Source organism: Micromonospora sp. SYSU B005 (assembly GCF_055362685.1).
The window spans coordinates 625,499-647,789 of the sequence record NZ_JAXCFU010000002.1 but is presented as its reverse complement, the minus strand read 5'-3'; the positions used below and the strand labels follow the sequence as shown (position 1 = coordinate 647,789).

General features: G+C 73.5%; 27 protein-coding genes. 15 read left to right on the top strand and 12 right to left on the bottom strand.

Annotation, left to right across the window (positions count from 1 at the left end):
- Window positions 1-161 precede the first annotated feature (161 nt).
- Both SM452_RS08335 and SM452_RS08330 read left to right on the top strand, forming a co-directional pair.
- The gene (locus SM452_RS08335) at window positions 162-770 is read left to right on the top strand and encodes an acyl-CoA-like ligand-binding transcription factor (protein ID WP_463839640.1); all 609 of its coding nucleotides are present in this window, start codon (window positions 162-164) and stop codon (window positions 768-770) included.
- Between the two features lie 68 nt (window positions 771-838).
- Window positions 839-2,410 (top strand): MDR family MFS transporter, encoded by a 1,572-nt coding sequence (locus tag SM452_RS08330; protein WP_450066760.1) that lies wholly within the window; start codon window positions 839-841, stop codon window positions 2,408-2,410.
- 64 nt (window positions 2,411-2,474) lie between these two features.
- Here SM452_RS08330 and SM452_RS08325 read toward each other — a convergent pair whose 3' ends face one another.
- The 3 genes from SM452_RS08325 to SM452_RS08315 all read right to left on the bottom strand — a co-directional run bounded on the left by SM452_RS08325 (window position 2,475) and on the right by SM452_RS08315 (window position 5,303).
- Window positions 2,475-2,783, bottom strand: coding sequence for a hypothetical protein (locus SM452_RS08325; protein WP_121683769.1), 309 nt, complete (start codon window positions 2,781-2,783; stop codon window positions 2,475-2,477).
- Between the two features lie 146 nt (window positions 2,784-2,929).
- On the bottom strand, window positions 2,930-3,748 hold the full coding sequence (locus tag SM452_RS08320) for a TIGR04222 domain-containing membrane protein (RefSeq protein ID WP_463839639.1): 819 nt from the start codon (window positions 3,746-3,748) through the stop codon (window positions 2,930-2,932).
- Between the two features lie 13 nt (window positions 3,749-3,761).
- Window positions 3,762-5,303, bottom strand: coding sequence for an ArnT family glycosyltransferase (locus SM452_RS08315; RefSeq protein ID WP_463839638.1), 1,542 nt, complete (start codon window positions 5,301-5,303; stop codon window positions 3,762-3,764).
- A gap of 108 nt (window positions 5,304-5,411) precedes the next feature.
- On the opposite strand from SM452_RS08315, the gene SM452_RS08310 reads away from it, so the two are divergent.
- The 6 genes from SM452_RS08310 to SM452_RS08285 all read left to right on the top strand — a co-directional run bounded on the left by SM452_RS08310 (window position 5,412) and on the right by SM452_RS08285 (window position 9,310).
- Window positions 5,412-5,900 carry a GNAT family N-acetyltransferase gene (locus SM452_RS08310; protein ID WP_121683766.1) on the top strand — a complete coding sequence of 163 codons (489 nt, stop codon included), beginning with the start codon at window positions 5,412-5,414 and terminating at the stop codon, window positions 5,898-5,900.
- Between the two features lie 67 nt (window positions 5,901-5,967).
- On the top strand, window positions 5,968-6,522 hold the full coding sequence (locus tag SM452_RS08305; protein WP_463839637.1) for an isochorismatase family protein: 555 nt from the start codon (window positions 5,968-5,970) through the stop codon (window positions 6,520-6,522).
- A gap of 140 nt (window positions 6,523-6,662) precedes the next feature.
- Window positions 6,663-7,190 (top strand): DUF2087 domain-containing protein, encoded by a 528-nt coding sequence (locus SM452_RS08300; protein ID WP_463839636.1) that lies wholly within the window; start codon window positions 6,663-6,665, stop codon window positions 7,188-7,190.
- A complete protein-coding gene (locus tag SM452_RS08295) occupies window positions 7,187-7,696 on the top strand; it encodes a GNAT family N-acetyltransferase (protein WP_233585527.1) in 510 nt (169 codons plus the stop codon). Before SM452_RS08300 ends, SM452_RS08295 begins: the two co-directional genes overlap by 4 nt.
- Before the next feature lie 74 nt (window positions 7,697-7,770).
- A complete protein-coding gene (locus SM452_RS08290) occupies window positions 7,771-8,205 on the top strand; it encodes an Hsp20/alpha crystallin family protein (protein WP_121683763.1) in 435 nt (144 codons plus the stop codon).
- Window positions 8,206-8,320: 115 nt separating this feature from the next.
- Window positions 8,321-9,310 (top strand): tyrosine-type recombinase/integrase, encoded by a 990-nt coding sequence (locus SM452_RS08285; protein ID WP_357236592.1) that lies wholly within the window; start codon window positions 8,321-8,323, stop codon window positions 9,308-9,310.
- 55 nt (window positions 9,311-9,365) lie between these two features.
- Here the strand turns inward: SM452_RS08285 and SM452_RS08280 are convergent, their stop codons facing one another.
- Entirely contained in the window at window positions 9,366-9,737 is a 372-nt protein-coding gene (locus SM452_RS08280) for a VOC family protein (protein ID WP_355511704.1), read from the bottom strand.
- A gap of 99 nt (window positions 9,738-9,836) precedes the next feature.
- Between SM452_RS08280 and SM452_RS08275 the strand changes: the two genes are divergently transcribed.
- On the top strand, window positions 9,837-10,295 hold the full coding sequence (locus tag SM452_RS08275; RefSeq protein ID WP_120569903.1) for an Rv0361 family membrane protein: 459 nt from the start codon (window positions 9,837-9,839) through the stop codon (window positions 10,293-10,295).
- A gap of 3 nt (window positions 10,296-10,298) precedes the next feature.
- On the opposite strand, the gene SM452_RS08270 is transcribed toward SM452_RS08275, so the two are convergent.
- From SM452_RS08270 to SM452_RS08260, 3 genes are all read right to left on the bottom strand, one after another.
- Entirely contained in the window at window positions 10,299-10,985 is a 687-nt protein-coding gene (locus tag SM452_RS08270; protein WP_374669042.1) for a thymidine kinase, read from the bottom strand.
- 97 nt (window positions 10,986-11,082) lie between these two features.
- A complete protein-coding gene (locus SM452_RS08265; RefSeq protein ID WP_350816862.1) occupies window positions 11,083-12,474 on the bottom strand; it encodes an MFS transporter in 1,392 nt (463 codons plus the stop codon).
- A 20-nt stretch (window positions 12,475-12,494) separates the two neighbouring features.
- The gene (locus SM452_RS08260) at window positions 12,495-13,262 is read right to left on the bottom strand and encodes a glycerophosphodiester phosphodiesterase family protein (RefSeq protein WP_463839635.1); all 768 of its coding nucleotides are present in this window, start codon (window positions 13,260-13,262) and stop codon (window positions 12,495-12,497) included.
- Between the two features lie 88 nt (window positions 13,263-13,350).
- Between SM452_RS08260 and SM452_RS08255 the strand changes: the two genes are divergently transcribed.
- Window positions 13,351-13,800: a helix-turn-helix domain-containing protein gene (locus SM452_RS08255; protein WP_463839634.1), complete on the top strand. Its 450-nt coding sequence runs from the start codon at window positions 13,351-13,353 to the stop codon at window positions 13,798-13,800.
- On the top strand, window positions 13,793-14,161 hold the full coding sequence (locus SM452_RS08250) for a DUF4180 domain-containing protein (protein ID WP_120569898.1): 369 nt from the start codon (window positions 13,793-13,795) through the stop codon (window positions 14,159-14,161). Before SM452_RS08255 ends, SM452_RS08250 begins: the two co-directional genes overlap by 8 nt.
- 158 nt (window positions 14,162-14,319) lie before the next feature.
- On the opposite strand, the gene SM452_RS08245 is transcribed toward SM452_RS08250, so the two are convergent.
- Complete coding sequence (locus tag SM452_RS08245; protein WP_355511712.1) at window positions 14,320-14,970, bottom strand: flavodoxin family protein; 651 nt, start codon at window positions 14,968-14,970, stop codon at window positions 14,320-14,322.
- 62 nt (window positions 14,971-15,032) lie between these two features.
- Window positions 15,033-15,800 (bottom strand): lysophospholipid acyltransferase family protein, encoded by a 768-nt coding sequence (locus tag SM452_RS08240; protein ID WP_355511714.1) that lies wholly within the window; start codon window positions 15,798-15,800, stop codon window positions 15,033-15,035.
- A 195-nt stretch (window positions 15,801-15,995) separates the two neighbouring features.
- Between SM452_RS08240 and SM452_RS08235 the strand changes: the two genes are divergently transcribed.
- Together SM452_RS08235 and cydB are read left to right on the top strand one after the other, a co-directional pair.
- Window positions 15,996-17,408: a cytochrome ubiquinol oxidase subunit I gene (locus SM452_RS08235; protein ID WP_262015744.1), complete on the top strand. Its 1,413-nt coding sequence runs from the start codon at window positions 15,996-15,998 to the stop codon at window positions 17,406-17,408.
- Between the two features lie 17 nt (window positions 17,409-17,425).
- A complete protein-coding gene (cydB, locus tag SM452_RS08230) occupies window positions 17,426-18,424 on the top strand; it encodes a cytochrome d ubiquinol oxidase subunit II (protein ID WP_463839633.1) in 999 nt (332 codons plus the stop codon).
- Between the two features lie 71 nt (window positions 18,425-18,495).
- On the opposite strand, the gene SM452_RS08225 is transcribed toward cydB, so the two are convergent.
- Complete coding sequence (locus SM452_RS08225) at window positions 18,496-19,182, bottom strand: hypothetical protein (RefSeq protein ID WP_463839632.1); 687 nt, start codon at window positions 19,180-19,182, stop codon at window positions 18,496-18,498.
- A 65-nt stretch (window positions 19,183-19,247) separates the two neighbouring features.
- A complete protein-coding gene (locus SM452_RS08220) occupies window positions 19,248-19,712 on the bottom strand; it encodes a peroxiredoxin (RefSeq protein ID WP_463839631.1) in 465 nt (154 codons plus the stop codon).
- A gap of 90 nt (window positions 19,713-19,802) precedes the next feature.
- Between SM452_RS08220 and SM452_RS08215 the strand changes: the two genes are divergently transcribed.
- Both SM452_RS08215 and SM452_RS08210 read left to right on the top strand, forming a co-directional pair.
- A complete protein-coding gene (locus SM452_RS08215) occupies window positions 19,803-20,195 on the top strand; it encodes a YciI family protein (protein WP_355511719.1) in 393 nt (130 codons plus the stop codon).
- Window positions 20,196-20,214: 19 nt separating this feature from the next.
- Window positions 20,215-21,438: an RNA polymerase sigma factor gene (locus SM452_RS08210; protein WP_463839630.1), complete on the top strand. Its 1,224-nt coding sequence runs from the start codon at window positions 20,215-20,217 to the stop codon at window positions 21,436-21,438.
- 18 nt (window positions 21,439-21,456) lie between these two features.
- On the opposite strand, the gene SM452_RS08205 is transcribed toward SM452_RS08210, so the two are convergent.
- A complete protein-coding gene (locus SM452_RS08205; RefSeq protein ID WP_463839629.1) occupies window positions 21,457-22,290 on the bottom strand; it encodes a patatin-like phospholipase family protein in 834 nt (277 codons plus the stop codon).
- Between the last annotated feature and the right edge of the window lies 1 nt (window position 22,291).

Genomic DNA, 22,291 nt, shown 5'->3' with positions numbered 1-22,291 from the left:
GGGGTCACGCGGAATCGTCCTTCTTCGCTGCGACAGGAGTGCGGGAAACGTACGGGACGTCCGGAACCGCTCTCAACCCGTTTTCCCGCGCCGCTGCGTCGCCCATCACTTCACTGACTAAAAGTTTGCACTCTCTGCAAGATCGCTCGTAGTCTCGTGGCGTGACCCCGGATCAGAGCCGCCCTGGCCTGCGTGACCGCAAGAAGCGGCAGACCCGCGCCGCCCTCAGCGCCGCCGCGCTGCGTCTGGTCGCCGAGCGCGGCCTGGACCAGGTGACGGTGGAGGAGATCAGCGAGGCCGCCGACGTGTCGGCCCGCACCTTCTTCAACTACTTCCCCAGCAAGGACGAGGCGTTGCTCGGCGACCAGCCGACGGACCGCGAGGTGCTTGCTGCCCGCATCGTCGCCGCGCCGCCGGAGATGTCCGCGTTCGACGCGCTGCGGCTGGCCTTCGACGAGGTGGTCGAGGCCATCGAGGCCGATCGGGAGGTGTGGCTGCTGCGGCTGCGGGTGATCGCGGCGAACCCGTCGCTGCTGCCGCGTCTGGTCAGCGGCAACGCCGAGACGGAGCAGGTGATCGTCGCGGCGGTGGCCGCCCGGCTGGGGCTCGACCCGTGCCACGGCCGTCCGACGCTCGTCACCACCGTTGCCGGCGCGGTGTTCCGCACGGCCCTGATGCAGTGGGTCGAGCGACCCGACACGGCGACGCTGCGCGAACTGACCGCCGAGGCGTTCGCCGTCGTCGCCGCCGGCCTGCCCGACCCGTCCTGACCCCTCCCACCCGTACCCGCCGCCGCCGTCGCGCGGCCGCTCGCCCGTGCACACCGACAAGGAGTTCGATGACCACCGCCACTGTTCCACCCGCCGAGACGGGTACGCGGATGTCGCGCCGGGAGGTCCTCCAGGCGTTGTCCGGCCTGATGGTCGGCATGTTCGTGGCGATCCTCGCCTCGACGGTGGTGGCGAACGCGCTGCCCCGGATCATCGCCGACCTCGACGGCAGCCAGACCGTCTACACCTGGATCGTCACCAGCGAGTTGCTGGCGATGACCGCGACGGTGCCGTTGTGGGGCAAGATGGCCGACCTCTACAGCAAGAAACTGCTGATCCAGTTGTCCCTCGGCCTGTTCGTGGCCGGTTCACTCGTCGCCGGTTTCACCCCGAACGTCGAGGTGCTGTTGCTCAGCCGGGTCATCCAGGGCATCGGCGCGGGCGGCATGACGGCGCTCGCCACGATCGTCATGGCGGCCATGATCCCGCCGCGTGAGCTGGGCCGGTACGCCGGCATCTTCGGCGCCGTCTTCGGTGTCGGCACCATCGCCGGCCCGCTGATCGGCGGCGTCCTGGTCGACACGTCCTGGCTCGGCTGGCGCTGGTGCTTCCTGATCGGTGTGCCGTTCAGCCTGCTGTCCATCGCGCTGCTGCAGAAGACGCTGCACCTGCCGGTGGTGCGCCGCAAGGTCCGCATCGACTGGCTCGGCGCCCTGCTGATCACCTCGGGCGTGTCCACGCTGCTGATCTGGTCGTCGCTGGCCGGCAACAAGTTCGACTGGGCCTCCGGCTGGACGGCGTTGCTGGTCGGCGGCGGTCTGGCGCTGCTCGCGCTCGCCGTGTTCGTCGAGGCCCGCACCGAGGAGCCGATCATCCCGCTCGGGATCTTCCGCAACCGCACGGTCAGCCTCACCACTGTGGCCAGCATCCTGGTCGGCGTGGCGATGTTCGGCGGCACCGTGTTCCTGTCGCAGTACTTCCAGACCTCGTTGGGCAAGTCGCCGACGGCGGCCGGCCTGATGAGCCTGCCGATGGTCCTCGGTCTGCTGGTCTCCTCGACGGTGGCGGGCCAGCTGATCACCAAGTACGGCCGGTGGAAGATGTTCCTGGTCGCCGGCGCCGCGGTGATGACGGTCGGCATGCTGCTGCTGAGCACCATCGACGCGACCACGAGCGTGCCGGTGCTGTCGGTGTACATGGCGGTGCTGGGCGTCGGCGTGGGCATGCTCCTGCAGAACCTGGTGCTGGCCGCGCAGAACGACGTGCCGGCCGCCGAACTCGGCGCGGCCACCTCGGTGCTGACGTTCTTCCGCAGCATGGGCGGCGCGGTCGGCGTCAGCGCGCTCGGTGCCGTCCTGGCGAACCGGGTGACCTCACTGACCGTCGAACGGCTGGGGCCGATCGCGGCCGGCGGCGGATCGGCCGAGGTGCCCGACCTGTCCGCCCTGCCGGAGCCGGTGCTGCGGGTCGTGCAGGACGTCTACGGCATCGCCACGTCGGAGATGTTCCTCATCGGTGCGCCCTTCGCGCTGCTCGCCCTGATCGTCGTGCTGTTCATCAAGGAGAAGCCGCTGAACACGCTCAGCGGTGACGAGCGCCGGGCCCGCGAGGAGGCGGCTGCCGCCGCCGGCATGCACTGACCGCGTCCGACCGAGCGTGGGGCCGCCCCCGGGAGCACCGGGAGCGGCCCCTTCGTGCGTACGGTCAGCGTTCGGTGCGGTCGTTGATCTCGGTGCCGGACTCGCCGGGCATGGCGCCGATCGACTCCTCGGCGGCCCGGCCGCCGGTGCTCTCGTCGCCCTGCGTCAGCGAGCTGCGGGGCAGCCCGGCCAGGTGTGCCGGGTCCTCGATCGGCTGGGGCGGCCACTGGTCCTGCGTACCGTCGGTCACCCCGGCGCGGCGCAGCGCCTCGACCAGCTGGTCCGGCGACAGGCGGTCGACCTCCTGTATGCCGGCCCCGCGCGCAATCGCCTGCAGTGTCTTCAGGTCTTCGCTCACGAATGTCTCGGCCATGCCCAAGCCTTCCCGGCCCGCAAGACAAGGAAACCGGCTCGCGCCGGCGGCCTGCCCGCCTGGAGCGGTCGATCATGAAGTTGGACCCGGCAAACCGGACACGGAACGCCGTCAACCTCATGATCGACGCGAAATGAGAGGTTCGGTCAGCGGCGGGCGGGTTTGCGGTCGGGGCGCGGGCGGTCCCGTTCCGGGTCGACGCCCACCTGCACGGCGAAGGCCGGGTCGACGGCCAGCAGTGGCCGGGGGCCGAACAGCGCCATCCCGGTCAGCAGCGTGTCGGTGTCGCGGCCCTGCCAGACCGGGCGGCGCTCCGGGTCCAGGTCGGCGTGCTCGCGGCGCAGCCGCCGCAGCAGCCGGCGGGCGGCGGCGCCGGTCTCCGGCACCTCGGTCAGCCACCAGGCGCCCAGCGCGGTGGCCAGGCAGCACAGCAGCAGCCCGGCGACCGAGGCCGGACCGCCGGCGGAACGCCCCTCGACCGCGCTGTCCACGAGCCGGGTCAGCCCGACCGCGGCCACCGCGAACAGCGGCACCGTGCCCAGCGCGATCCGCCGCCGCTGCGCGCGGGTGAGCAGCCACCCGTCGCGGACCAGCCGCCCGACGGTACGGCGCAGCGCCCGGCCCACGGCCGGATCGGCGAGCACCGCCGCCCAGGTCTGCGGGCGGCGCAGCGCGGTGTGCAGGGCGCGCACCAGCGGGGGTGAGCCGGGCGGCGGCGGCCCCTGCGCGTGCAGGGTGGCGAGTTCGCCGACGTCGACCCCGCCCGCACGGCGCAGCGCCGCCACCCCGACCTGGCAGGCCAGCAGCGCCCGGTCGGTCAGGTACGCCAGCTCGACCCGGTCGGGTGTCGCACCCCGGGTACGGTGGCCGGTCAGTTCGCGTACCGCCAGGGCGATCCCGACTGCCACGGCGACCGCGCCGAGGTAGTCGAGGAGGAAGACCGGCCCGCTGACTCCCCAGAGCATGGCGGCAAGTATCTCAGGAGCCGTGGCGTACCTCGGTGTCCCAGATCTGTGACCACGGACGCCGCAGTCCCCGCGCGACGAAGATCGGCTCGCCGTTCTCGTCGTTGTCGACGTCGACCCGCTGGTCGACCCGGCCCGCCTCGGTGACCTCGGTGAACCAGGCACGCAGCGGCTCCGGGCGGGACCAGCCGACGACGATCACCACGTCGGCGTCGTCCGGCGGCCGGCCGAACGCGGCCATGCTGTTGTGCCCGGAGTACGCGCGCGGCAGGCCCCGGGCCGGCCCGTACCGGGCCAGTGCGCCGGCCTCGCCGTAGTTGCCGGTCAGCACCACCGCCCGGTCGCGCTCGGCCGGGGGCAGCGCGCGGTGCACGGCGGCCACCGAGTCGGCGAACTCGGGCCAGCCGATGGTCTCGCCCGCGTCGTAGTTGGCCGCGACCACGAACCCGGGCAGCCGGTCGGCCGGCAGCGTGGGCAGCAGCAGCACCGCGCTGCTCGCGGCCATCAGCACGATGGCGGCGACCAGCAGCGCCTGCCGGGCCCGGGCCGCACCACGCCGCGCCCACTCGACGGCCGGCACCACCCCGGCGGCGGTGAGCACCAGCAGCAGCGGCGCGTCGTAGTAGCCCTTGCCGCCGGCCACCACCACGATCGCGACCACCACCAGCCACGCCCAGGCCAGCGACCGGTACGCCGCCCAGGACGGCCGGCGCAGCAGCGCGACCAGCCCGGTGATCCACACCGGAACCGCGAACGGGCTGATGATCAGGAACTGGAGCACCACCGCGTCGATCCGGCCGCTGTAGGAGCTGTCGCCGTCGGCGATCGACGCGGCGACGTCGAGCTGCGGGAAGCCGTGCGCTGCCTGCCACGCCGCGTACGGCACGGCAAGCAGCAGGGCGACGCCCGCACCGGCGAACACCCACCGGTCGCGCAGCAGCCGGCGCGGCCCGGCGATCAGCACACCGGCGACCAGGCCCACGCCGAGCAGGGCGGGCAGCGGCTTGTTGAGCAGGCCGATGCCGAGCGCCAGCCCGGCACCGAGCGCCCACCGGGTGTCGCCGGTGCGCAGCATCCGCACCACGCAGAGCGCGGCGGCCAGCCACACCAGCAGGTCGACGCTCGTGGTGCTGAGCAGGTGGCCCCCGGCCAGGACGATGCCCGAGGCGGCGGCGAGCACCGCCGCCGCCGTCTGGGCGGCGCGGCCGGCGCCGAACTGCCGGGCGATCGCGGCGACCAGGACCACCGCCGCGCCGCCGATGAACGCCGACGGGGTACGCAGCACCACCAGGTTGCCCGGCGCGATCGTGTCGGCCAGCCGCGCCAGCGCCGGCACGAGCGGCCCCTGGTCGACGTAGCCCCAGTCGAGGTGCCGCCCGCACAGCAGGAAGTACAGCTCGTCGCGGTGGTAGCCGTAGCGGCCGGCGAGCGACAGCAGCACTGCCGTGAGGACCGCGCCGACCGCCAGGGGCACTGCGGTACGCGGACCGGCGGGCGGCGGGCCACCGGGCGCGGCGGCCTCGCTCCGATCGACGTCGGCGACTGATTCGGCCACCTGTCCATGATGGCCCCGGCCGGTGGTCCGCCGATGCCCCGCCGCCCTCGGCCGGGTGGACGGAAACCGGTGGCCGGACGGCCGGGGCGGCGGCTAGCGTGCGCGCCGATGCTGATTCGTGACTACACCGACGCCGACTGGGACCAGGTCGGGCCGATCCTCGCCGACGTCGTCACCGCCGCCGACACGTTCCCGTACGACCCGGACTGGCCGCCGGAGACGTTGCGGGAGGTGTGGGTGGAGCGCCCGCCGGGGCGTACCTCGGTCGCGGTGGACCACGACGGCGCGGTGCGCGGCACCGCGAAGATGGGCCCGAACCGGCCCGGGCCGGGGTCGCACGTGGCGACGGCCAGTTTCATGGTCGCGGCGCACGCCCGCGGCCGGGGTGTGGGCCGGGCGCTGTGCGAGGAGGCGCTGGACTGGGCCCGCCGGCAGGGTTTCGCCGCGATGCAGTTCAACGCCGTGGTGGAGACCAACACGGCGGCCGTGGAGCTGTACCGGCGGCTCGGCTTCAGCGTGATCGGCACCGTGCCGGAGTCGTTCGCGCACCCGGCGCGGGGACGGGTGGGGCTGCACGTCATGCACCGGCGGCTGTGAGCGCGAACCGGATCTGTCGGGGGCCGGGGCTAGGTTGACCTGGACCGTCACCACCCGAGGAGCCGCCATGACCACGCTCACCGGCCGTCCGCACACCGCGCTGCTCGTCGTCGACGTGCAGAACGGTGTGGTGGGCGGCGCCCACGACCGTGACCGCGTGGTCGCCACCATCGCCGGTCTGGTCGACCGGGCCCGCGCCGCCGACGTTCCGGTGGTGTGGGTGCAGCACCGCAGCGACGACCTGCCGGCCGACAGCGAGCAGTGGCGGATCGTGCCCGAGTTGACGCCACGCGACGACGAGCCGCTGGTGCACAAGGCCTACGGCGACTCCTTCGAGGACACCGACCTGGAGCCGGTGCTCGCCACCGCGCGGGTGGGCCGGCTGGTCGTGACCGGCGCGCAGACCGACGCGTGCATCAGCTCGACGCTGCACGGCGCGTTCACCCGCGGCTACGACGCCACGCTCGTCGCCGACGCGCACACCACCGAGGACCTGTCCGCCTACGGCGCGCCGCCGCCCGCGCAGGTGATCGCCCACACCAACCTCTACTGGCGTTTCCAGACCGCGCCGGGGCGTACCGCCGGCACCGTCGACGCCGCCGACGTGGACTTCGCCGCCTGACCCGCCTGACCTGCGGGCTCGCCGGTCGGCGTCGGAGCCCGCGCGGGCCGGCGCCGCGAACCGCACGGCCGTCGGCGCGGGCCGGGCGCGGCACGAAAACGCCTGGCCGGATCCGGCGGGTTGCTGACAGGCTGCCCGCCATGACCGCTCATGCCCTCGCCGGGGCGCTCGCCGACGAGCGCCGCCGGACCGTGTTCGCCGCGATCGTGCTCGGCGCCCGGGACGTGCCGGCCGTGGTGGCCCGCACCGGCCTGCCCGCCCGCGACGCCGCAGTGGCCGTCCGCCGTCTCACCGACGCCGGGGTGCTCGCCGACGACGAGGGCGGGCTGCGGGTCGACGCCGAGCGGCTGCGCGAGTTCGCCCGCGCCGGTACGGCGTCCCCGGCGGTCCCGGCCGCGAACCCGCGCGAGGCGATCCTGCGCACGTTCCTGCGCGACGGCGCGCTGACCCGGCTGCCCGCGCAGCGGGGGCGCCGCCGGGTGCTGCTGGAACACATCACCGAACGCAGCTTCGAACCCGGGCGGCGCTACCCGGAGCGGGAGGTGAACGACGCGCTGCGCCGATGGTGCGAGGGCGGCGAGGCAGACCACGTGACGCTGCGCCGCTACCTGATCGACGACATGCTGCTCACCCGCGAGCAGGGCGTCTACTGGCGGACCGGGCCGTGACCGGCTGGAGCACGCGGGCCGCGCGCCCGGACGAGCCGGACGCGACGCTGATGTTGCGCGAGTACATGGCGGAGATGGTGCGCCGCTGGTACGGCCGTCCGGAGCGGCCCGGTGAGGTGGACGCCGCGCTGGCCGAGGACCCGAGCGACGACCTGGCCCCGCCGACCGGACTGCTGGTGCTGGCCCGCCGCGACGGCCGGCTCGCCGGGTGCGCCGGGCTCAGGTGGCAGCCGGGCTGGGCCGAACTGACCCGGGTGTACGTGCGCCCGGAGCACCGGGGCGCCGGGGGCGGTGCGGCGCTGATCGCGGCGATCGAGGCGTACGCGGCCGGCGGCGGGGCGACGCGGATCCGGCTGGACACCCGCTCCGACCTGATCGAGGCGCGTGCCCTGTACGCCCGGCACGGCTACCGGGAGATCCCCGCCTTCAGCAGCGGTCCGTACGCGCAGCACTGGTTCGAGAAGGCGCTCGCGGGCCGGGTTGACGACGCGGCGGAGGCGCGCTAAAACAGAACCAGGAACTTGAGTCACCCGGACTCAACTTGAGACCTTGGGCCAGGAGAACCGAGGAGGCAAGAGCCATGTTGATGCGTACCGACCCGTTCCGCGAGATCGACCGGATCGCCGAGCAGTTCTTCGGCACCACCGCCCGGCCCGCCGTGATGCACCTGGACGCGTACCGCGACGGTGACCACTTCTACGCGGCGTTCGACCTGCCCGGCGTGGACCCGGACAGCATCGACTGCACCGTCGAGCGCAACGTGCTGACCGTCCGCGCCGAGCGCCGCCGTCCCACCGGTGAGAACGTCGAGCTGGTCGCCGCCGAGCGTCCGATGGGCACGTTCACCCGGCAGCTGTTCCTGGGCGACACGCTCGACACCGACCGGCTGGAGGCCGGCTACGACAACGGGGTGCTGACGCTGCGCATCCCGATCGCCGAGCGCGCCAAGCCGCGCCGGATCACCGTGAGCACGCCCGCCGAGGGCAACGGCCGGCGTCAGCTCACCACCGCCTGAGCACGTCACACCGACACGCGGGGGAGGCCGGGCCACCGGCCGACCCCGCTTCGTCGTACCGGCGGATCAGCGCGCCTCGTCGCCAAACCCCCCGCCGGCTGAGAACCTTTCTCACATGCTTCGCCCCGAGGTGCTGCCCCGCGCCCGCCCCGCCGCCCTGCCCGCCGGCCCGGCCGACGTCACCGAGGCGTGGCTGCGCAACCGGCGGCTGTCCGAGCACACCCGCGACGCGTACCGCCGCGACGTCACCGGCTGGTTGACCTGGTGCGCCGAGCACGCCGTCGACCCGCTGCGGGCCACCTTCCTCGACGTCAACACCTACGGCCGCGAACTGGAGTCCACACCCCGCGGCCGCGCCGGCCGCCCGCTCACCCCGGCCACCGTCGCGCGCCGGCTGTCCGCGCTGTCGAGCTGGTACGACTTCCTCGTCAAGCTGGGCGCGGTGCCCGCCAACCCGGTGTCGGCGGCGGACCGGCCGCGCGTCGACCGGGACCACTCCGCCACCGTCGGCCTCACTCCCGACGAGGTCGACGCGCTGATCGCCGCCGCCGAGGCCGACACCGGCCCGGCCGCCGCCCGCAACCAGGCCGCCGTCGCGCTGCTGGCCGACCTGGGGCTGCGGGTCGGGGAACTGGTCGCGCTCGACGTGTCCGACCTGGGCACGGAACGCGGTCACCGCAGCGTCCGCTTCGTCGGCAAGGGCGGCAAGGTACGCCGGCGCGCGCTCACCCCGGGCACCGCGTACGCGGTCGACGCCTACCTGGCCGCCCGGGCCGCCGCGCAGGGTGTCACCGTGCCGGAGCTGACCGGTCCACTGCTGATCACCGCCACCGGCGGCCGGATGGACCGGCACGCCGTGTTCCGGCTGGTGCGCCGCCTCGCGCAGCGGGCCGGGATCGCCGCGTGGGCGAAGTTGTCGCCGCACTCGCTGCGCCACGCGTTCGCCACCACGGCGCGCTCGGAGGGGGTGCCGCTGGAGGACGTACAGGACGCGATGGGGCACGCCGATCCGCGTACCACCCGCCGCTACGACCGGGACCGGCACAACCTGGACCGCGATCCGGCGTACGCGATCTGGGCGGCCCGGGCCCGCCGCCGCGGCTGACCGCCACCAGCCGCGCAGCGGGCCGCGGAGCACTGCGGCCCGCTGCGCCGACCGGTCAGCCCTGGGGGCGGGGGCAGAGGCAGAACGGCTGCCCGATCGGGTCGATCAGCACGGTCCACCGCTCGCCGCCGGGCTGGAAGTCGGGCCGGGTCGCGCCGGCCGCCACCAGGTCCTTCTCCGCGACCGCCACGTCGTCGACGTAGAGGTCGAGGTGGTAACGCTTGTTGCCGCTCTCGTCCGGCCATGCCGGCGGCGTGTACCCGGGCACCAGGCCGAACCCGATCGCCGGACCGTCCTTGACGATCATGGCGTACTCGGCCTCGCTGTGGGTTATCTCCCACCCCAGCGCCTTGGCGTAGAAGGCGGCGTGCGCGGCCGGGTCGGAGCTGTCGATACTGATCATGGCGATGTCGGCGTGAGCTGTCATGCGGACAGTCTGCCGCCGATGCCCGCCATTTGCTGTCCGGTACGAGCGCGCGTCGCAACCGGCTGCGCGTCACCGTCCGGTTGCCTACCGTCGACAGTGATGGGCAGGCAGCGGGAGTGGCACCACACGGCCCGGCGTCGCCGGCCGCTACGCGCGGGCGTGCTGATCGCCGGTCTCGGCGTGGGCACCTGCCTGATCGGGGTGGCCGGGCTGGCGGCGTGGAACGCGCAGGTGGTGCTCCAGGCCGACGGGCCCGTGCGGGAGACCGCCGACGGGTTCTTCCGCGACGTCGCGGCCGGCGACACCGACGCGGCGTACGAGCGGCTGTGCGCCGAGGCCCGCGGCAAGTGGAGCCGTACCGGCTTCGGGAGCTGGGTGCGGACCCCGCCCCAGGTGAGCGGCTACGAGATCGTCGACGTGTCGGTGGCGACCCGGTCCGGCAAGCCGACGGGGACGGTGATCGTGCGGATCAACCGCGACGGCGGTGGCAGCGAGGAACGTGAGTTGCCGGTCGTGCCGGAGGGCGGGTCGTGGCGGGTGTGCGGGGATCCCTTCTGAGGCTCAGGCACGCGGGCCGAGGTCGCCCGAGCGGTAGTGGCGCCGGCACAGCACCTGGTAGCGCACGTCGGCGGTGTCCACGGTGTCGCCGATGACGACCTGCGCGCCCTCGCGGACCACCCGGCCGCCGACCACACGGGCGTTGAGCAGCCCTTCCCGGCCGCACCAGCACAGCACCTCGACCTGGATGCGGGCCACCTCGTCGGCCAGCTCGAACAGCCGCTGCGCGGCCGGGAACAGGCAGGAGCGGAAGTCGGTGGCCAGGCCGAAGGCGTAGACGTCGACGTCGAACCGGTCGACCAGCTCGGCCATCTGCTCGATGTGTTCGAGGTTGTAGAACGAGGCCTCGTCGCAGATCAGGTAGTCCACTCGTACCCCCTCGGCCCACGCGTCGCGGACCAGGACGCGCAGGTCGAGGTCGTCGGTGACCTCGACGGCCTCGTGGGCCAGGCCGATGCGGGTGGTGACCTGCGGGCCCAGCGAGCGGTCGATGCGGGTGGTGACCAGGCCGCGGCGGCCCTGCCGGGCGTGGTTGTGGTTCATCTGCAACGCCATGGTGGACTTGCCGCAGTCCATCGGCCCCCAGAAGAACTTGAGCGCGGCGGCGTGCAGCGGCCGGCCGTCGACGCCGCGGGCGGCGGCGCAGCCGGAGGCTCGGTCGTCGCCGGGCCCCGGCAGGGGGCGGGCCAGGCAGGTCGGGGCGGCGTCGTCGGTCACGTCGGGGCAGCCTAGTCCATCGACGCCGCCTGATCCGGTCCGCGATGATCCACAGGTCGGGGCGCGGGGGTCAGAGCACCCGGGGCGGGGTGTTGCCGGCGGCGATGATGGCCCGGCGCATCGGCACGGCGGCCAGCAGCGCGAAGCCGACCACGAAGAAGATCAGCAGCGATACCAGGCCCACCCGGTACGACGAGGTCAGCTGGAAGACCAGGCCGAACGCCAGCGGGCCGAGCCAACTGGTGCCCTTGTCGCTGATCTCGTAGAAGCCGTAGTACTCGCCCTCCTTGCCGGCGGGGATGAGCTGGCTGAACAGCGACCGGCTCAGCGCCTGGCTGCCGCCGAGGACCAGGCCGATGCAGCCGCCGAGGATCATGAACGGCACGGGCGCCTCGGCCGGCAGCCGGAACGCGGCGATGATCACACCGGTCCAGAGCACCAGCGACAGCAGCACGGTCTTCCAGGCGCCGATGCGCTTGGCGAGCGCGCCGAGGGCGAGCGCGCCGCCGAAGGCCAGGAACTGCACCAGCAGGATGGTCACGATCAGCGTGCTCTGTTCCAGCCGCAGTTCCTCGGTGCCGTACTGGCTGGCCAGGGTGATGACGGTCTGGATGCCGTCGTTGAAGACCAGGAACGCGAGCAGGAAGTACAGCGTCAGCGGGTACGCCTTGATCTCGCGCAGGGTGCGCCCGAGCTGCCGGAACCCGTCGGTGAGCACGTTGCCGCCCGCCTGCAGGGCCGCGGCGGTGGGGTGTTCGCGCAGCCAGCGCAGCGGGACCAGGGTGAACGCGGCCCACCACACGCCGGCCGACACGATCGACCAGCGGGCCAGGTCCAGCGTGCGCTGGGCGTTGCCCTCCTCGCTGAGCATGGTGACCGCGACCAGGTTCAGCGCGAGCAGCAGACCGCCGCCGAGGTAGCCGATGGCCCAGCCGCGGCTGGAGATGCCGTCGCGTTCGTCCGGCCCGCCGAGTTGCGGCAGGAACGAGTTGTAGACGACCACGGCGGCGCCGAAGGAGATGTTCGCGATCAGGAACAGCGCGCCGCCGAGCAGGTAGCGCTCGCCGGTGACGAACGCGAACGCGATGGTCGCGCCGGCGCCGGTGAACGCGGCGCCGGCCAGCAGCCGCTTCTTGTGCGCCGACCGGTCGGCGATCGCGCCGATCACCGGCAGCACGAACACGGTGAGGAAGACCGACAGCGAGATCAGGTACGGGTAGAACGAGCCGGCGGCCACCTTGACGCCCAGCGGGTACACGGCCCCGTCGCAGCTGTCCGCGCCCAGTTCGCAGCCGGCGGCGAGTTCGGTGACGGTGGTCAGGAACGGCCCGAGGAAGACCGTGATGACTGTGGTCTGGAACGCGGAGTTCGCCCAGTCGTAGAAGTACCAGCCGGTGCGCTCGCGGCGGGTGCTGCCCGGTCCGGCGGGGTCGGCGACGGCGGGGGTGACCGTATCGGCCATCGGGGGTCGTCCTCGGGGGCTCAGGCGGCCCAGTGGCCGCGACTGCGATAGACGTCACGGAGCACGCTGACGTGATCGGTCATGATGCCATCCACACCAAGATCAAGTAAGTGGTGCATCTGGGCGGGTTCGTCGATCGTCCAGACGTGCACCTGCAACCCGATCCGGTGGCAGTACGCGAGGAACCGCCGGTCCACCACCGGCACCCGGCCGAAGGAGACCGGCACCTGCGCGGCGACCACGGACGGGGGCAGCCGCAGCGGCCGTCCGTGCAGCGAGGCCAGCCGCAGCCGGGCCACGCCGCGCATGCCGAGGCTGGTGGCGGCCTTCGGCCCGGCCAGTGCCCGCAGCCGTGCCAGCCGGGCGTCGCTGAACGAGGCGAGCAGCACCCGCTCGCCCGCGCCCGCCCGGGTGACAGTGGCGACTGTGGGTTCCACGCCGCCGTCGGACTTCACGTCGATGTTGAACCGCACCTGCGGCCAGGCGCCGAGCACCTCGTCCAGGCGGGGGACCAGCGCGGCGCCGCCGACGCGTGCCGAGGACAGGTCGGCCCACCGCAGGTCCGCGATGCGGCCCGGCTCGCCGGTGACCCGGCGCAGCGTCGGGTCGTGAAAGACCACCGGTACCCCGTCGGCGGTGGCGTGCACGTCGGTCTCCACGTACCGGTAGCCGAGGGCGACGGCACGGGCGAACGCGGCGGCGGTGTTCTCGTCGCCATCGGCCGCGCCGCCGCGGTGGGCGAACGCCAGCGGCGCGGGCGCGTCGAGGTAGCCGTGACGGGGCTGCACGCGGGCAGTATGCCCGGCGTGGGTGGCGCGCACATGGCCGGGCGGCGAAATTACCTATCGTTCCCTTAGGAGGCTAGGATAGGGTGCGATGAGTAACAACATGTACTCGGTGGAGCAGGTCGCGGACCTGCTCGGCCTGCACGTGCGCACCGTGCGCGGCTACATCCGCTCCGGCCGGCTGCGGGCCACGCGGATCGGCAAGCAGTACCGGATCGCCCGCGCGGACCTGGACGCGCTGACCGGCCGGCCCGCGTCGCCCTCGGCACCGGGGGCGGAGGTGTCGAGCGTCGTGCGCCTCGACGGCGTCGACCGGGCCGCCGCCGACCGGCTCGGCACGCTGGTGCTGGCCGGTGTGAACACCCACCACGACCCGGACCGTCCGCTGCGCGTGCAGACGGTCCACGACGAGGAGCGGCACCGCATGACCATCGTGATCCTGGGCGACCTGACCGCCACCGCCGACCTGCTGCGCCTGCTCGACGGGGTGCTCGACGGCGGCAACGGCCTGCTCGGCGGCGGGGAGCACGGCCGTGGCTGACCTGATGCAGGAGCGCGCCGGCGTGCCGGTGCTGGTCTGCGACCCGGACGGCCCGCCGATCGCCACCGAACGCGACGCGCTGGACCTGATCGGCGCGGCGTTCCTCGGCGCGACAGTGGTGGCGGTGCCGGCCGACCGGCTCGACCCCGGCTTCTTCACGCTCGGCACCCGCTTCGCCGGTGAGGTGATGCAGAAGTTCGTCAACTACCGGCTGCGCCTGGCGATCGTCGGCGACATCTCCGCGCATCTGGAGCGCAGCGGCGCGCTGCGCGCCCTGGTGGCCGAGTCGAACCGGCACGACCAGGTGTGGTTCGTCCCGGACCTGACCGCCCTCGACGACCGCCTGCGCGCCACCCCCTGACCCACCCCCGCCCCGTCCCGCCCCCGCGCTCGCCTCACCTCGTCGATCTTGCGGTTGCGGCCCTCGTCGGGGGCGGTTGGCCGGGTTCGCCCGGGCACCAACTGCAAGATCGACGGCGGTGCGCGCAGGCGGCCAGCGCGGCCGGGGTCGGGGCCGGGTCAGCCGGGCTGGGTGCTGGGGCCGACGCCCGCGTCGCGGGTTCCGGGCGGCGGGTAGGGCCGCTCCGCGAGCAGCCGGGCCAGGTGGGCGCTGTTGAGCGCCAGCGCGGCGGTGGTGCGGCCGGTCGTGTCGGGTTTGGGGCGGGCGTCGACGTAGTCGGTCTTGTGCAGCGCCTCCCCGACCCAGTACGTGGCCCCGGCGGCCGGGCAGGTGAACCCCACCTCGTTGAGCGCCTGCTGCACCTCGGCGATGGTGTGGTGCGCGCCGTCCTCGTTGCCGACCACGGCCACGCCGCCGACCTTGCCGTAGGTGCGCAGGCGGCCTTGCTCGTCGGTCTCGGACAGCTCGGCGTCCAACCGTTCGAGGACCATCTTGGTCACCGACGAGGGCTGACCGAGCCAGATCGGCGTGGCGATGATCAGGATTTGGGCGGCGAGCAGCTTGGCGCGGATGCCGGGCCAGCCGTCGCCGTTGCCCTCGTCGACAGACACCCCGAAGCGCACGTCGTGGTCGACCACCCGGACGATCTCGCCGTCGACACCCTGATCGGCCAGCGCGTCGAGCACCTCCTGGCCGAGCACCTGCGAACTGGACGTCGCCGGGGAGCGCTTCAGGGTGCAGTTGAGAACGAGTGCTCGAACAGCGGTCATGGCCGGGTCCTCTCCGCGTACGGGATGCGCGGCTTGATACCCGCGACCGGGCCCGGGATGCGTCAGCCGGTACGGCGGCGGTGCGCGCGACTGTCGTCCACCGGGCGGCCGGGGTCGACGTGCCGGGGCCGATCGGGCTCGTCGGGGCGCAGCGGCACGAGATCCTCGGTGATCGCGTCGATGATCCGGTCGGTGGCCCGCCGGGCCGCGCCGGGGGAGTCCGACCGCAGGTCGTCCAGCGGCACCGGGGCGCCGAAGTGCACCCGGATGACGGGCCGGCGGGCGACCGCCCGCGCCACCGCGCCCAGCATTCCCCTGGGCGCCCGGTAGGGCAGCACCTCGTGCGAGCCCCACTGGGCCACCGGCACGACGGCGGCGCCGCTGGCGAACGCGAGCCGGGCCGCGCCGGTCTTGCCCCGCTCGGGCCACATGCCCGGGTCGAGCCCGATGCGTCCCTCCGGGTAGACCAGCACCACCGACCCGCCGGCCACGGCCCGGGCGGCGACCTCCAGCGAGCGGTGCACCGCGGCGGTGCCGCGGTCGACGCGGATGTGCCCGGCGCGGCGCATCAGCGCCCCGATCACCGGGGCGCGGAACAGCCCGCCGGTCGCCATGATCCGGGGCGCGACGCGCCGGACCCGGCAGGCGGCGGCGAGCACCACCGGGTCGAACGGGCTGATGTGGTTGGCGGCCAGGACCAGCGGGCCGTGGCGCAGCGCGTCGGGCACGTCGCCGGTGACCTCCAGCCGGCCGACCAGCCCGACGACCGCGCGGGCGAGCGTCTGCGCGCCCCGCCACAGCAGCGGCGCGCGCCAGGGGGTGCTGTTCATCAGTGCTGGATCGTCGCACGAGCCGGGGCGACCCCGGTGCCCGGCAAGGGTGATCCCGGGACCGCAGGTCCTCCGGCAAGGGTGATCAGGGTCATTGGTCCCGGGCCGGGTGGGGCCCTGCGGCCCTGCTGCTTTCGCTACGACGCCGAGTAGTATCTACTACGTCTCGTAGTATGCACAGCTGGGGGTTTTCTGGTGGACGCGTTGGACGTCGCCCGCTGGCAGTTCGGTGTCACCACCGTCTACCACTTCTTGTTCGTGCCGTTGACCATCGGCCTGTCCGTGCTGGTGGCGATCCTCCAGACCATGTGGCACCGCACCGGCAACGAGCGGTACCTCAAACTCACCAAGTTCTACGGCAAGCTCTTCCTGATCAACTTCGCGATGGGTGTGGTCACCGGCATCGTGCAGGAGTTCCAGTTCGGCATGAACTGGAGCGACTACTCCCGCTTCGTCGGTGACATCTTCGGCGCGCCGCTGGCCATCGAGGCCCTTGTCGCGTTCTTCCTCGAATCCACGTTCATCGGCCTGTGGATCTTCGGCTGGGACCGGTTGCCCAAGCGCCTGCACCTGGCCTCGATCTGGGCCGCCGCGATCGGCACCAACCTGTCGGCGTACTTCATCCTCGCCGCGAACTCGTTCATGCAGAACCCGGTCGGCTTCCGGATCAACCCGGAGAGCGGCCGCGCCGAGCTGACCGACTTCGTCGCCGTGCTCACCAACAAGGTCGCCCTGGTGACCTTCCCGCACACCCTGGCCGGCGCGTTCCTGGTCGCCGGGTCGCTGATGGTCACCGTCGGCCTGTGGCACGTGATGCGCAACCGCGACAGCGCCGACACCGGCGCGTACCGCTTCGCCACCAAGCTCGGCTCCTGGACGGTCCTGGTCTCCTCGGCGCTGGTCATCCTCACCGGCGACATCCAGGGCAAGATCATGACCGAGGTGCAGCCGATGAAGATGGCCGCCGCCGAGGGCCTCTACACCACCGAGAGCCCCGCCTCGTTCTCCGTGCTCACCGTCGGCAGCCTCGACGGCAGCCGCGAGTTGTTCGCCGTCAAGATCCCGTACCTGCTGTCGTTCCTCGGCACCGGCGACCCCAACGGCACCGTCCAGGGCATCAACGACCTGCAGGCCCAGTACGCCAGCCAGTACGGCCCCGGCAACTACGCCCCGATCATCCCGGTCACCTACTGGAGCTTCCGCTTCATGATCGCCTTCGGGCTGGCCGCCGCCGCGATCGCCCTGCTGGTGCTGTGGAGCCAGCGCAAGGGCCGCACCCCCACCAGCAAGTGGCTGCTGCGCGCCGGCCTGGTCATGCCCGTGCTGCCGCTGCTGGCCAACTCGTTCGGCTGGATCTTCACCGAGATGGGCCGCCAGCCGTGGATCGTCTTCGGCGAGATGCTCACCCGTGACGGCGTGTCCCGCAGCGTCTCCCTGACCGAGGTGCTCACCTCGTTCACCGCGTTCACGCTCATCTACGCCGTCCTCGCGGTGGTCGAGTTCAAACTGCTGGTCCGCTACGCCCGCGCTGGCGTCCCGGACGTCACCCCCGACGACGACACCGACGACACCGACGACGCCGAGCGCCCGCTGGCGTTCGCCTACTGACACCCCGGAGCCCAACCGTGGAACTGACGACCGTCTGGTTTCTCCTCGTAGCGGTGCTCTTCACCGGCTACTTCATCCTCGAAGGCTTCGACTTCGGCGTCGGGATGCTGCTGCCGGTGCTCGGCCGCGACGACAGGCAGCGCCGCGTCCTGATCAACACCATCGGCCCGGTCTGGGACGGCAACGAGGTGTGGCTGATCACCGCCGGCGGCGCCATGTTCGCCGCCTTCCCCGAGTGGTACGCCACCCTGTTCTCCGGCTTCTACCTGCCGCTGCTGCTGATCCTGCTGGCCCTGATCGCCCGCGGTGTCGCCTTCGAGTACCGCCACAAGCGGCCCGAGGCGTCCTGGAAGCGCCGCTGGGACCAGGCCATCTTCTGGGGCTCGGCGATCCCGGCCGTGCTGTGGGGCGTGGCGTTCGCGAACATCTTCCGCGGCGTGCCGCTGGACGCCGACCACGAGTACGTCGGCGGCCTGCTCGACCTGCTCAGCCCGTACGCGCTGCTCGGCGGCCTGACCACGCTGGGGCTGTTCCTCACCCACGGCGCGGTGTTCCTGGCGCTGAAGACCACCGGTGACATCCGGGAGCGCGCCGGCGCCCTCGCCGTCAAGCTCGGCGTCGGCACCGCCGTGGCCGCCGTGGCGTTCCTGAGCTGGTCGCTGACCATCCGTTCCAGCGCCGCCGCCGTCGTGCTCGCCGTCGGTGCCGCCCTCGCCCTGCTCGGCGGTCTGGCCGCGGCCAGGGTACGCCGGGAGGGCTGGGCGTTCACCGGTACGGCGGTGGCCATCGCGCTGGCCGTGGCGACGCTGTTCGCCGCGCTGTTCCCGAACGTGATGCCGTCCACCCTGGATGCGGCCGGCACGCTGACGGCCACCAACGCCGCGTCCACCCCGTACACCTTGAAGATCATGACCTGGGTCGCAGTGGTGTTCACGCCGATCGTGCTGGCGTACCAGGGTTGGACGTACTGGGTGTTCCGCCGCCGGATCGGGGTACAGAACATTCCGCAACACTGATCGACCTGTGGGCGCAGGGGACGCGGGGCCGGTGCGAGGGGGTCGCACCGGCCCCGCGGGGCGTTCCGGGGTCAGCGCGCCTCGCGCAGCTCCGCCAGCCGCGCCTCGATCTCGGCCAGCTCGGCGCGCAGCTTCTCCGCCTGCTGCTCGGCCTCGGCCCGCTCGGCGGCCAGGATCTGCTCCACCGCCTCCTGCACGCCGGGCACGTCGACCAGCGCCACCATCCGCAGCGCCTCGGCCGGCTTCACCACGTACGGCCGGGCCAGCGCCTTCGTGCCCTGCTGCGCGGCCACCGTCCACTCGCCCTCGGCGTAGGCGAGCGTCACGGTCAGCCCCGGCGGGGTCTTCGGCTTGGCGGCCTTCACGGCTCGCTTCGCCGGCTTCGGCTCCGCCGGCGGCTGCTCGGTCTTCGGCTCCTCCCGCCGCGGCGCCGGCACCCGCGGGGTGTCCAGCACGAACGCAGGCTCCGGCGCGGCCGGCGGCTGCTCGGGTTCCGGCTTCGCCTCCGCGGCCGGACGCCGCCCGGCGCCCTTGGGGGCGATCGCCACGTCGGCGGGGGAGAACGGCAGCTCGTCGCGGCCGAACCGCACCACCACGAACTCCTCCGACGCCGCCGGGTCGGTCAGCTCCACCACCTGCCCGAGCTGCCCGGCCATCTGCCCGGCCGCCTCGGTGAACACCACCCGGGGCTTGCGGCCCGCCGCAAGGGCCTCCCGGATTCCCTGAACCTCGTCAGTGGACAAACCCTGACCCGCCATCACGCCCTCTTCCGTACACCTGTTTGACGCAGCCTTGATACCAGCCGGCTGCGACACCGCGATGATCAGCCCCCGAGGGCGCGCAGCGCCGCGTCGGCGTGCTCGTTCATGCTCAGCTCGCTGTGCACCACGGCGAGCACCCGCCGATCCGTGCCGATCACGAACGTCATCCGCCGGGTGCTCAGCGCGCCCAGCGGCAGCCGCCGCCGCACCCCGAACGCCCGCGCCACAGCGCCGTCGGCGTCGGACAGCAGCGGATAGCCGAGCCCGTGCCGGCGGGAGAACTCCGCCTGCCGCTGCACCGGATCCCGGCTGATCCCCACCCGTTGCGCGCCCACCGCCGCGAACTCCGCCGCCAGGTCCCGGAAGTGGCAGCTCTCCGCCGTGCAGCCCCGCGTCATCGCCGCCGGGTAGAAGAACAGCACCACCGGACCGGCGGCCAGGAACTCCGACAGGCGCCGTGGCGTGCCCGTCTCGTCCGGCAGCGTGAAATCCTCGACCAGGTCACCGACACCCACCGCGTCACTCATGAGGCGAGGATATGTAGACATCGGCGATCCCGCTCCGTCGTACCGGGCGAGCGGCGGGGAGACACCGCCGCACGACGCGAAGGACAGACAGTGAAGTACGTGATCATGATCCACTCCAACCCGGAGCCGTGGGGCCACCCCACCTCGGAGTACCTCGCCGCCCACCAGGAGCTGCCCGCCGAGGTACGCGACCGGCTCAACGCCGACTTCGAGCAGGTGATGACCGAGCTGCACGCCAACGGTGAGCTGGTCGTCGGCGAGGCGCTCGCCGACCCCCGAACCGCGCGGCTCTACCGGTGGAGCGACGGCGCGCCGCTGGCGACCGACGGCCCGTACTCCGAGGCCAAGGAACACCTCGCCGGCTTCTTCCTCATCGACGTCGAGGACCAGGCCCGCGCCGAGGCCGTCGCCGCGAAGTTCGCCGGCCCCGGGGAGACCGTCGAGCTGCGGCCCTCGATGTGGCCGGGCGGGTCCGATCAGTAACGCCACGCCGCTCGCGGACGTGTGGCGCCGGGAGGCGCCGCACGTCCGCGCCGCGCTGCTGCGCCGATACGGGCAACCCGACGCCTGCGAGGACGCCGTCCAGGACGCGGCGGAGGCCGCAGCCGCCCGGTGGCCGCTCACCGGCGTCCCCGACGAACCCCGCGCCTGGCTCATCCAGGTCGCCGCACGGCGGCTGATCGACCGGATGCGCGCCGAGGCGGCCCGGACCCGCCGCGAGCGGCTCGACGCGGTCCGGGAACCGGGCGCCGGCGTCGTACCGCCCGTCGACGACGACACGCCCGTGACCGGCGCCGACGACACGTTGCGGCTGCTGTTCCTGTGCTGCCACCCGGCGCTGAGCCGCCCCTCGCAGGTCGCGCTGACCCTGCGCGCGGTCGCGGGGCTGCGGGTGGAACAGATCGCCGCCGCCTACCTGGTGCCGGCCCGGACCATGACCCAACGGCTGAGCCGGGCCCGCGCGACCCTGCGCGAGGCGGGTGCCCGGTTCACGATGCCGCCGCCGGACGCGCTGCCCGACCGGGTGGCCGCCGTGCTCGACGTGTGCCACCTGGTGTTCAGCGAGGGCTACACCCGCACCTCCGGTGACCAGCTCGTCGACGTCGAACTCGCCGAGGAGGCGATCCGCCTCACCCGGCAGGTCCACGCGGCGCTGCCCGACCACCACGAGGTCACCGGTGCGCTGGCGTTGATGCTGCTCACCCACGCCCGGTCGCCCACCCGTACCGACGCCGCCGGTGACCTCGTGCCGCTGGCCGACCAGGACCGCTCCCGCTGGCGCCGTGACCTCATCGACGAGGGCGTCGCGCTGCTCGGCCGGGCTCTGCCCCACGGCCCGGTGGGCCGCTACCAGCTCCAGGCGGCCATCGCCGCCGTGCACGCCGAGGCGCCGGCCTTCCCGGACACCGACTGGCTGCAGATCAGCGTCCTGTACGACATGCTGAGCCGGGTCGCCCCCAGCCCGTTCGTCACGCTCAACCAGGCGGTCGCCGTGGCCATGGCGCACGGCCCCGACGTCGGGCTGGCGCTGCTCGAACCGCTGCTGGCCGACCCGGCGATGCGCCGCCACCACCGGCTGCACGCCGTCCGCGCCCACCTGCTCGAACTCGACGGCGACGCGCACGCCGCCGCCGAGCACTACAAGCTGGCCGCCCGCCTCACCGGCAGCCTGCCCGAACAGCGCTACCTCAACCGGCGGCTGGCGCGCCTGACCAGCGACTCCTGATCCGTCCGGCGGCTGCGGTCACCGCCACACCCCGGCCACCTCGCCGGCCACCGCCTCGGCCTGCGCGAACCCGGCCCGCGCCGACGCCGCCCGCCGCGCCGGGTCCAGCACGTTGCGGCCGATCGCCGTGCGCGCCGCCCGGTCCGGCGACACCACAGCCACCCGCGCACCCGCCTCCCGCAACGCCGCCACCTGCGCCGACAGCCGTGGCATCGGCCCCACCGCCGCGCGCGTCGGCGCCAGGACCACCACCCGATCGCAGCCGGCCGCCAGATCCGCGTTCACCGGCGAGCGGACCCCGCCGTCGACGAAGCGCCGGCCGCCGACTGTGACCGGCGGCCACACCCCCGGCACGGCGCAACTGGCGCCGACCGCGTCCACCAGCGGCACCCCACTGTCCGCGTCGAACACCACGAACTCGCCGGAGGCCGCGTCCACGGCGGTGACCAGCAGCCGCGCCGCCGGCCAGTCCGGCGACGGCAGCCGGGCCGCGATCACCGCCCGCCGCGACTGCTCCGACGGGGTACGCGCCGACAACGCCATCGCGCCGATACGTGCCCGGGCCCGCGCCGCGTCCCGGCCCCGCCCACCGGCCCACGCCCAGCGCAACAGCACGCCCGTCCCGAGCCGCGCCGGCACCTCCTCGCGGGGCGGCCGCAGCTGCGCCTCGTACAACTCCGCCAGGGGCGTACCCGAACGGACCTGCGCCCCGACCACCGACCCGGCCGACGTGCCCACCACCAGGTCAGCCTCGTCCAGCCGCAGGCCGTGCCCGGCCAGCCCGGCCAGCAGACCCAGCTCCCAGGCCACCCCGGTCACCCCGCCACCACCCAGCACCAACGCCCGCCCCATG

What these genes read in the sequence shown, in the direction of transcription:
- SM452_RS08330 (WP_450066760.1), top strand. Translation starts at nt 839, where the DNA reads ATGACCACCGCCACTGTTCCACCCGCCGAGACGGGTACGCGGATGTCG.
- SM452_RS08325 (WP_121683769.1), bottom strand. Translation starts at nt 2,783, where the DNA reads ATGGCCGAGACATTCGTGAGCGAAGACCTGAAGACACTGCAGGCGATT.
- SM452_RS08320 (WP_463839639.1), bottom strand. Translation starts at nt 3,748, where the DNA reads ATGCTCTGGGGAGTCAGCGGGCCGGTCTTCCTCCTCGACTACCTCGGC.
- SM452_RS08310 (WP_121683766.1), top strand. Translation starts at nt 5,412, where the DNA reads ATGCTGATTCGTGACTACACCGACGCCGACTGGGACCAGGTCGGGCCG.
- SM452_RS08305 (WP_463839637.1), top strand. Translation starts at nt 5,968, where the DNA reads ATGACCACGCTCACCGGCCGTCCGCACACCGCGCTGCTCGTCGTCGAC.
- SM452_RS08300 (WP_463839636.1), top strand. Translation starts at nt 6,663, where the DNA reads ATGACCGCTCATGCCCTCGCCGGGGCGCTCGCCGACGAGCGCCGCCGG.
- SM452_RS08290 (WP_121683763.1), top strand. Translation starts at nt 7,771, where the DNA reads ATGTTGATGCGTACCGACCCGTTCCGCGAGATCGACCGGATCGCCGAG.
- SM452_RS08285 (WP_357236592.1), top strand. Translation starts at nt 8,321, where the DNA reads ATGCTTCGCCCCGAGGTGCTGCCCCGCGCCCGCCCCGCCGCCCTGCCC.
- SM452_RS08280 (WP_355511704.1), bottom strand. Translation starts at nt 9,737, where the DNA reads ATGACAGCTCACGCCGACATCGCCATGATCAGTATCGACAGCTCCGAC.
- SM452_RS08275 (WP_120569903.1), top strand. Translation starts at nt 9,837, where the DNA reads ATGGGCAGGCAGCGGGAGTGGCACCACACGGCCCGGCGTCGCCGGCCG.
- SM452_RS08265 (WP_350816862.1), bottom strand. Translation starts at nt 12,474, where the DNA reads ATGGCCGATACGGTCACCCCCGCCGTCGCCGACCCCGCCGGACCGGGC.
- SM452_RS08255 (WP_463839634.1), top strand. Translation starts at nt 13,351, where the DNA reads ATGAGTAACAACATGTACTCGGTGGAGCAGGTCGCGGACCTGCTCGGC.
- SM452_RS08245 (WP_355511712.1), bottom strand. Translation starts at nt 14,970, where the DNA reads ATGACCGCTGTTCGAGCACTCGTTCTCAACTGCACCCTGAAGCGCTCC.
- SM452_RS08240 (WP_355511714.1), bottom strand. Translation starts at nt 15,800, where the DNA reads ATGAACAGCACCCCCTGGCGCGCGCCGCTGCTGTGGCGGGGCGCGCAG.
- SM452_RS08225 (WP_463839632.1), bottom strand. Translation starts at nt 19,182, where the DNA reads ATGGCGGGTCAGGGTTTGTCCACTGACGAGGTTCAGGGAATCCGGGAG.
- SM452_RS08220 (WP_463839631.1), bottom strand. Translation starts at nt 19,712, where the DNA reads ATGAGTGACGCGGTGGGTGTCGGTGACCTGGTCGAGGATTTCACGCTG.
- SM452_RS08205 (WP_463839629.1), bottom strand. Translation starts at nt 22,290, where the DNA reads ATGGGGCGGGCGTTGGTGCTGGGTGGTGGCGGGGTGACCGGGGTGGCC.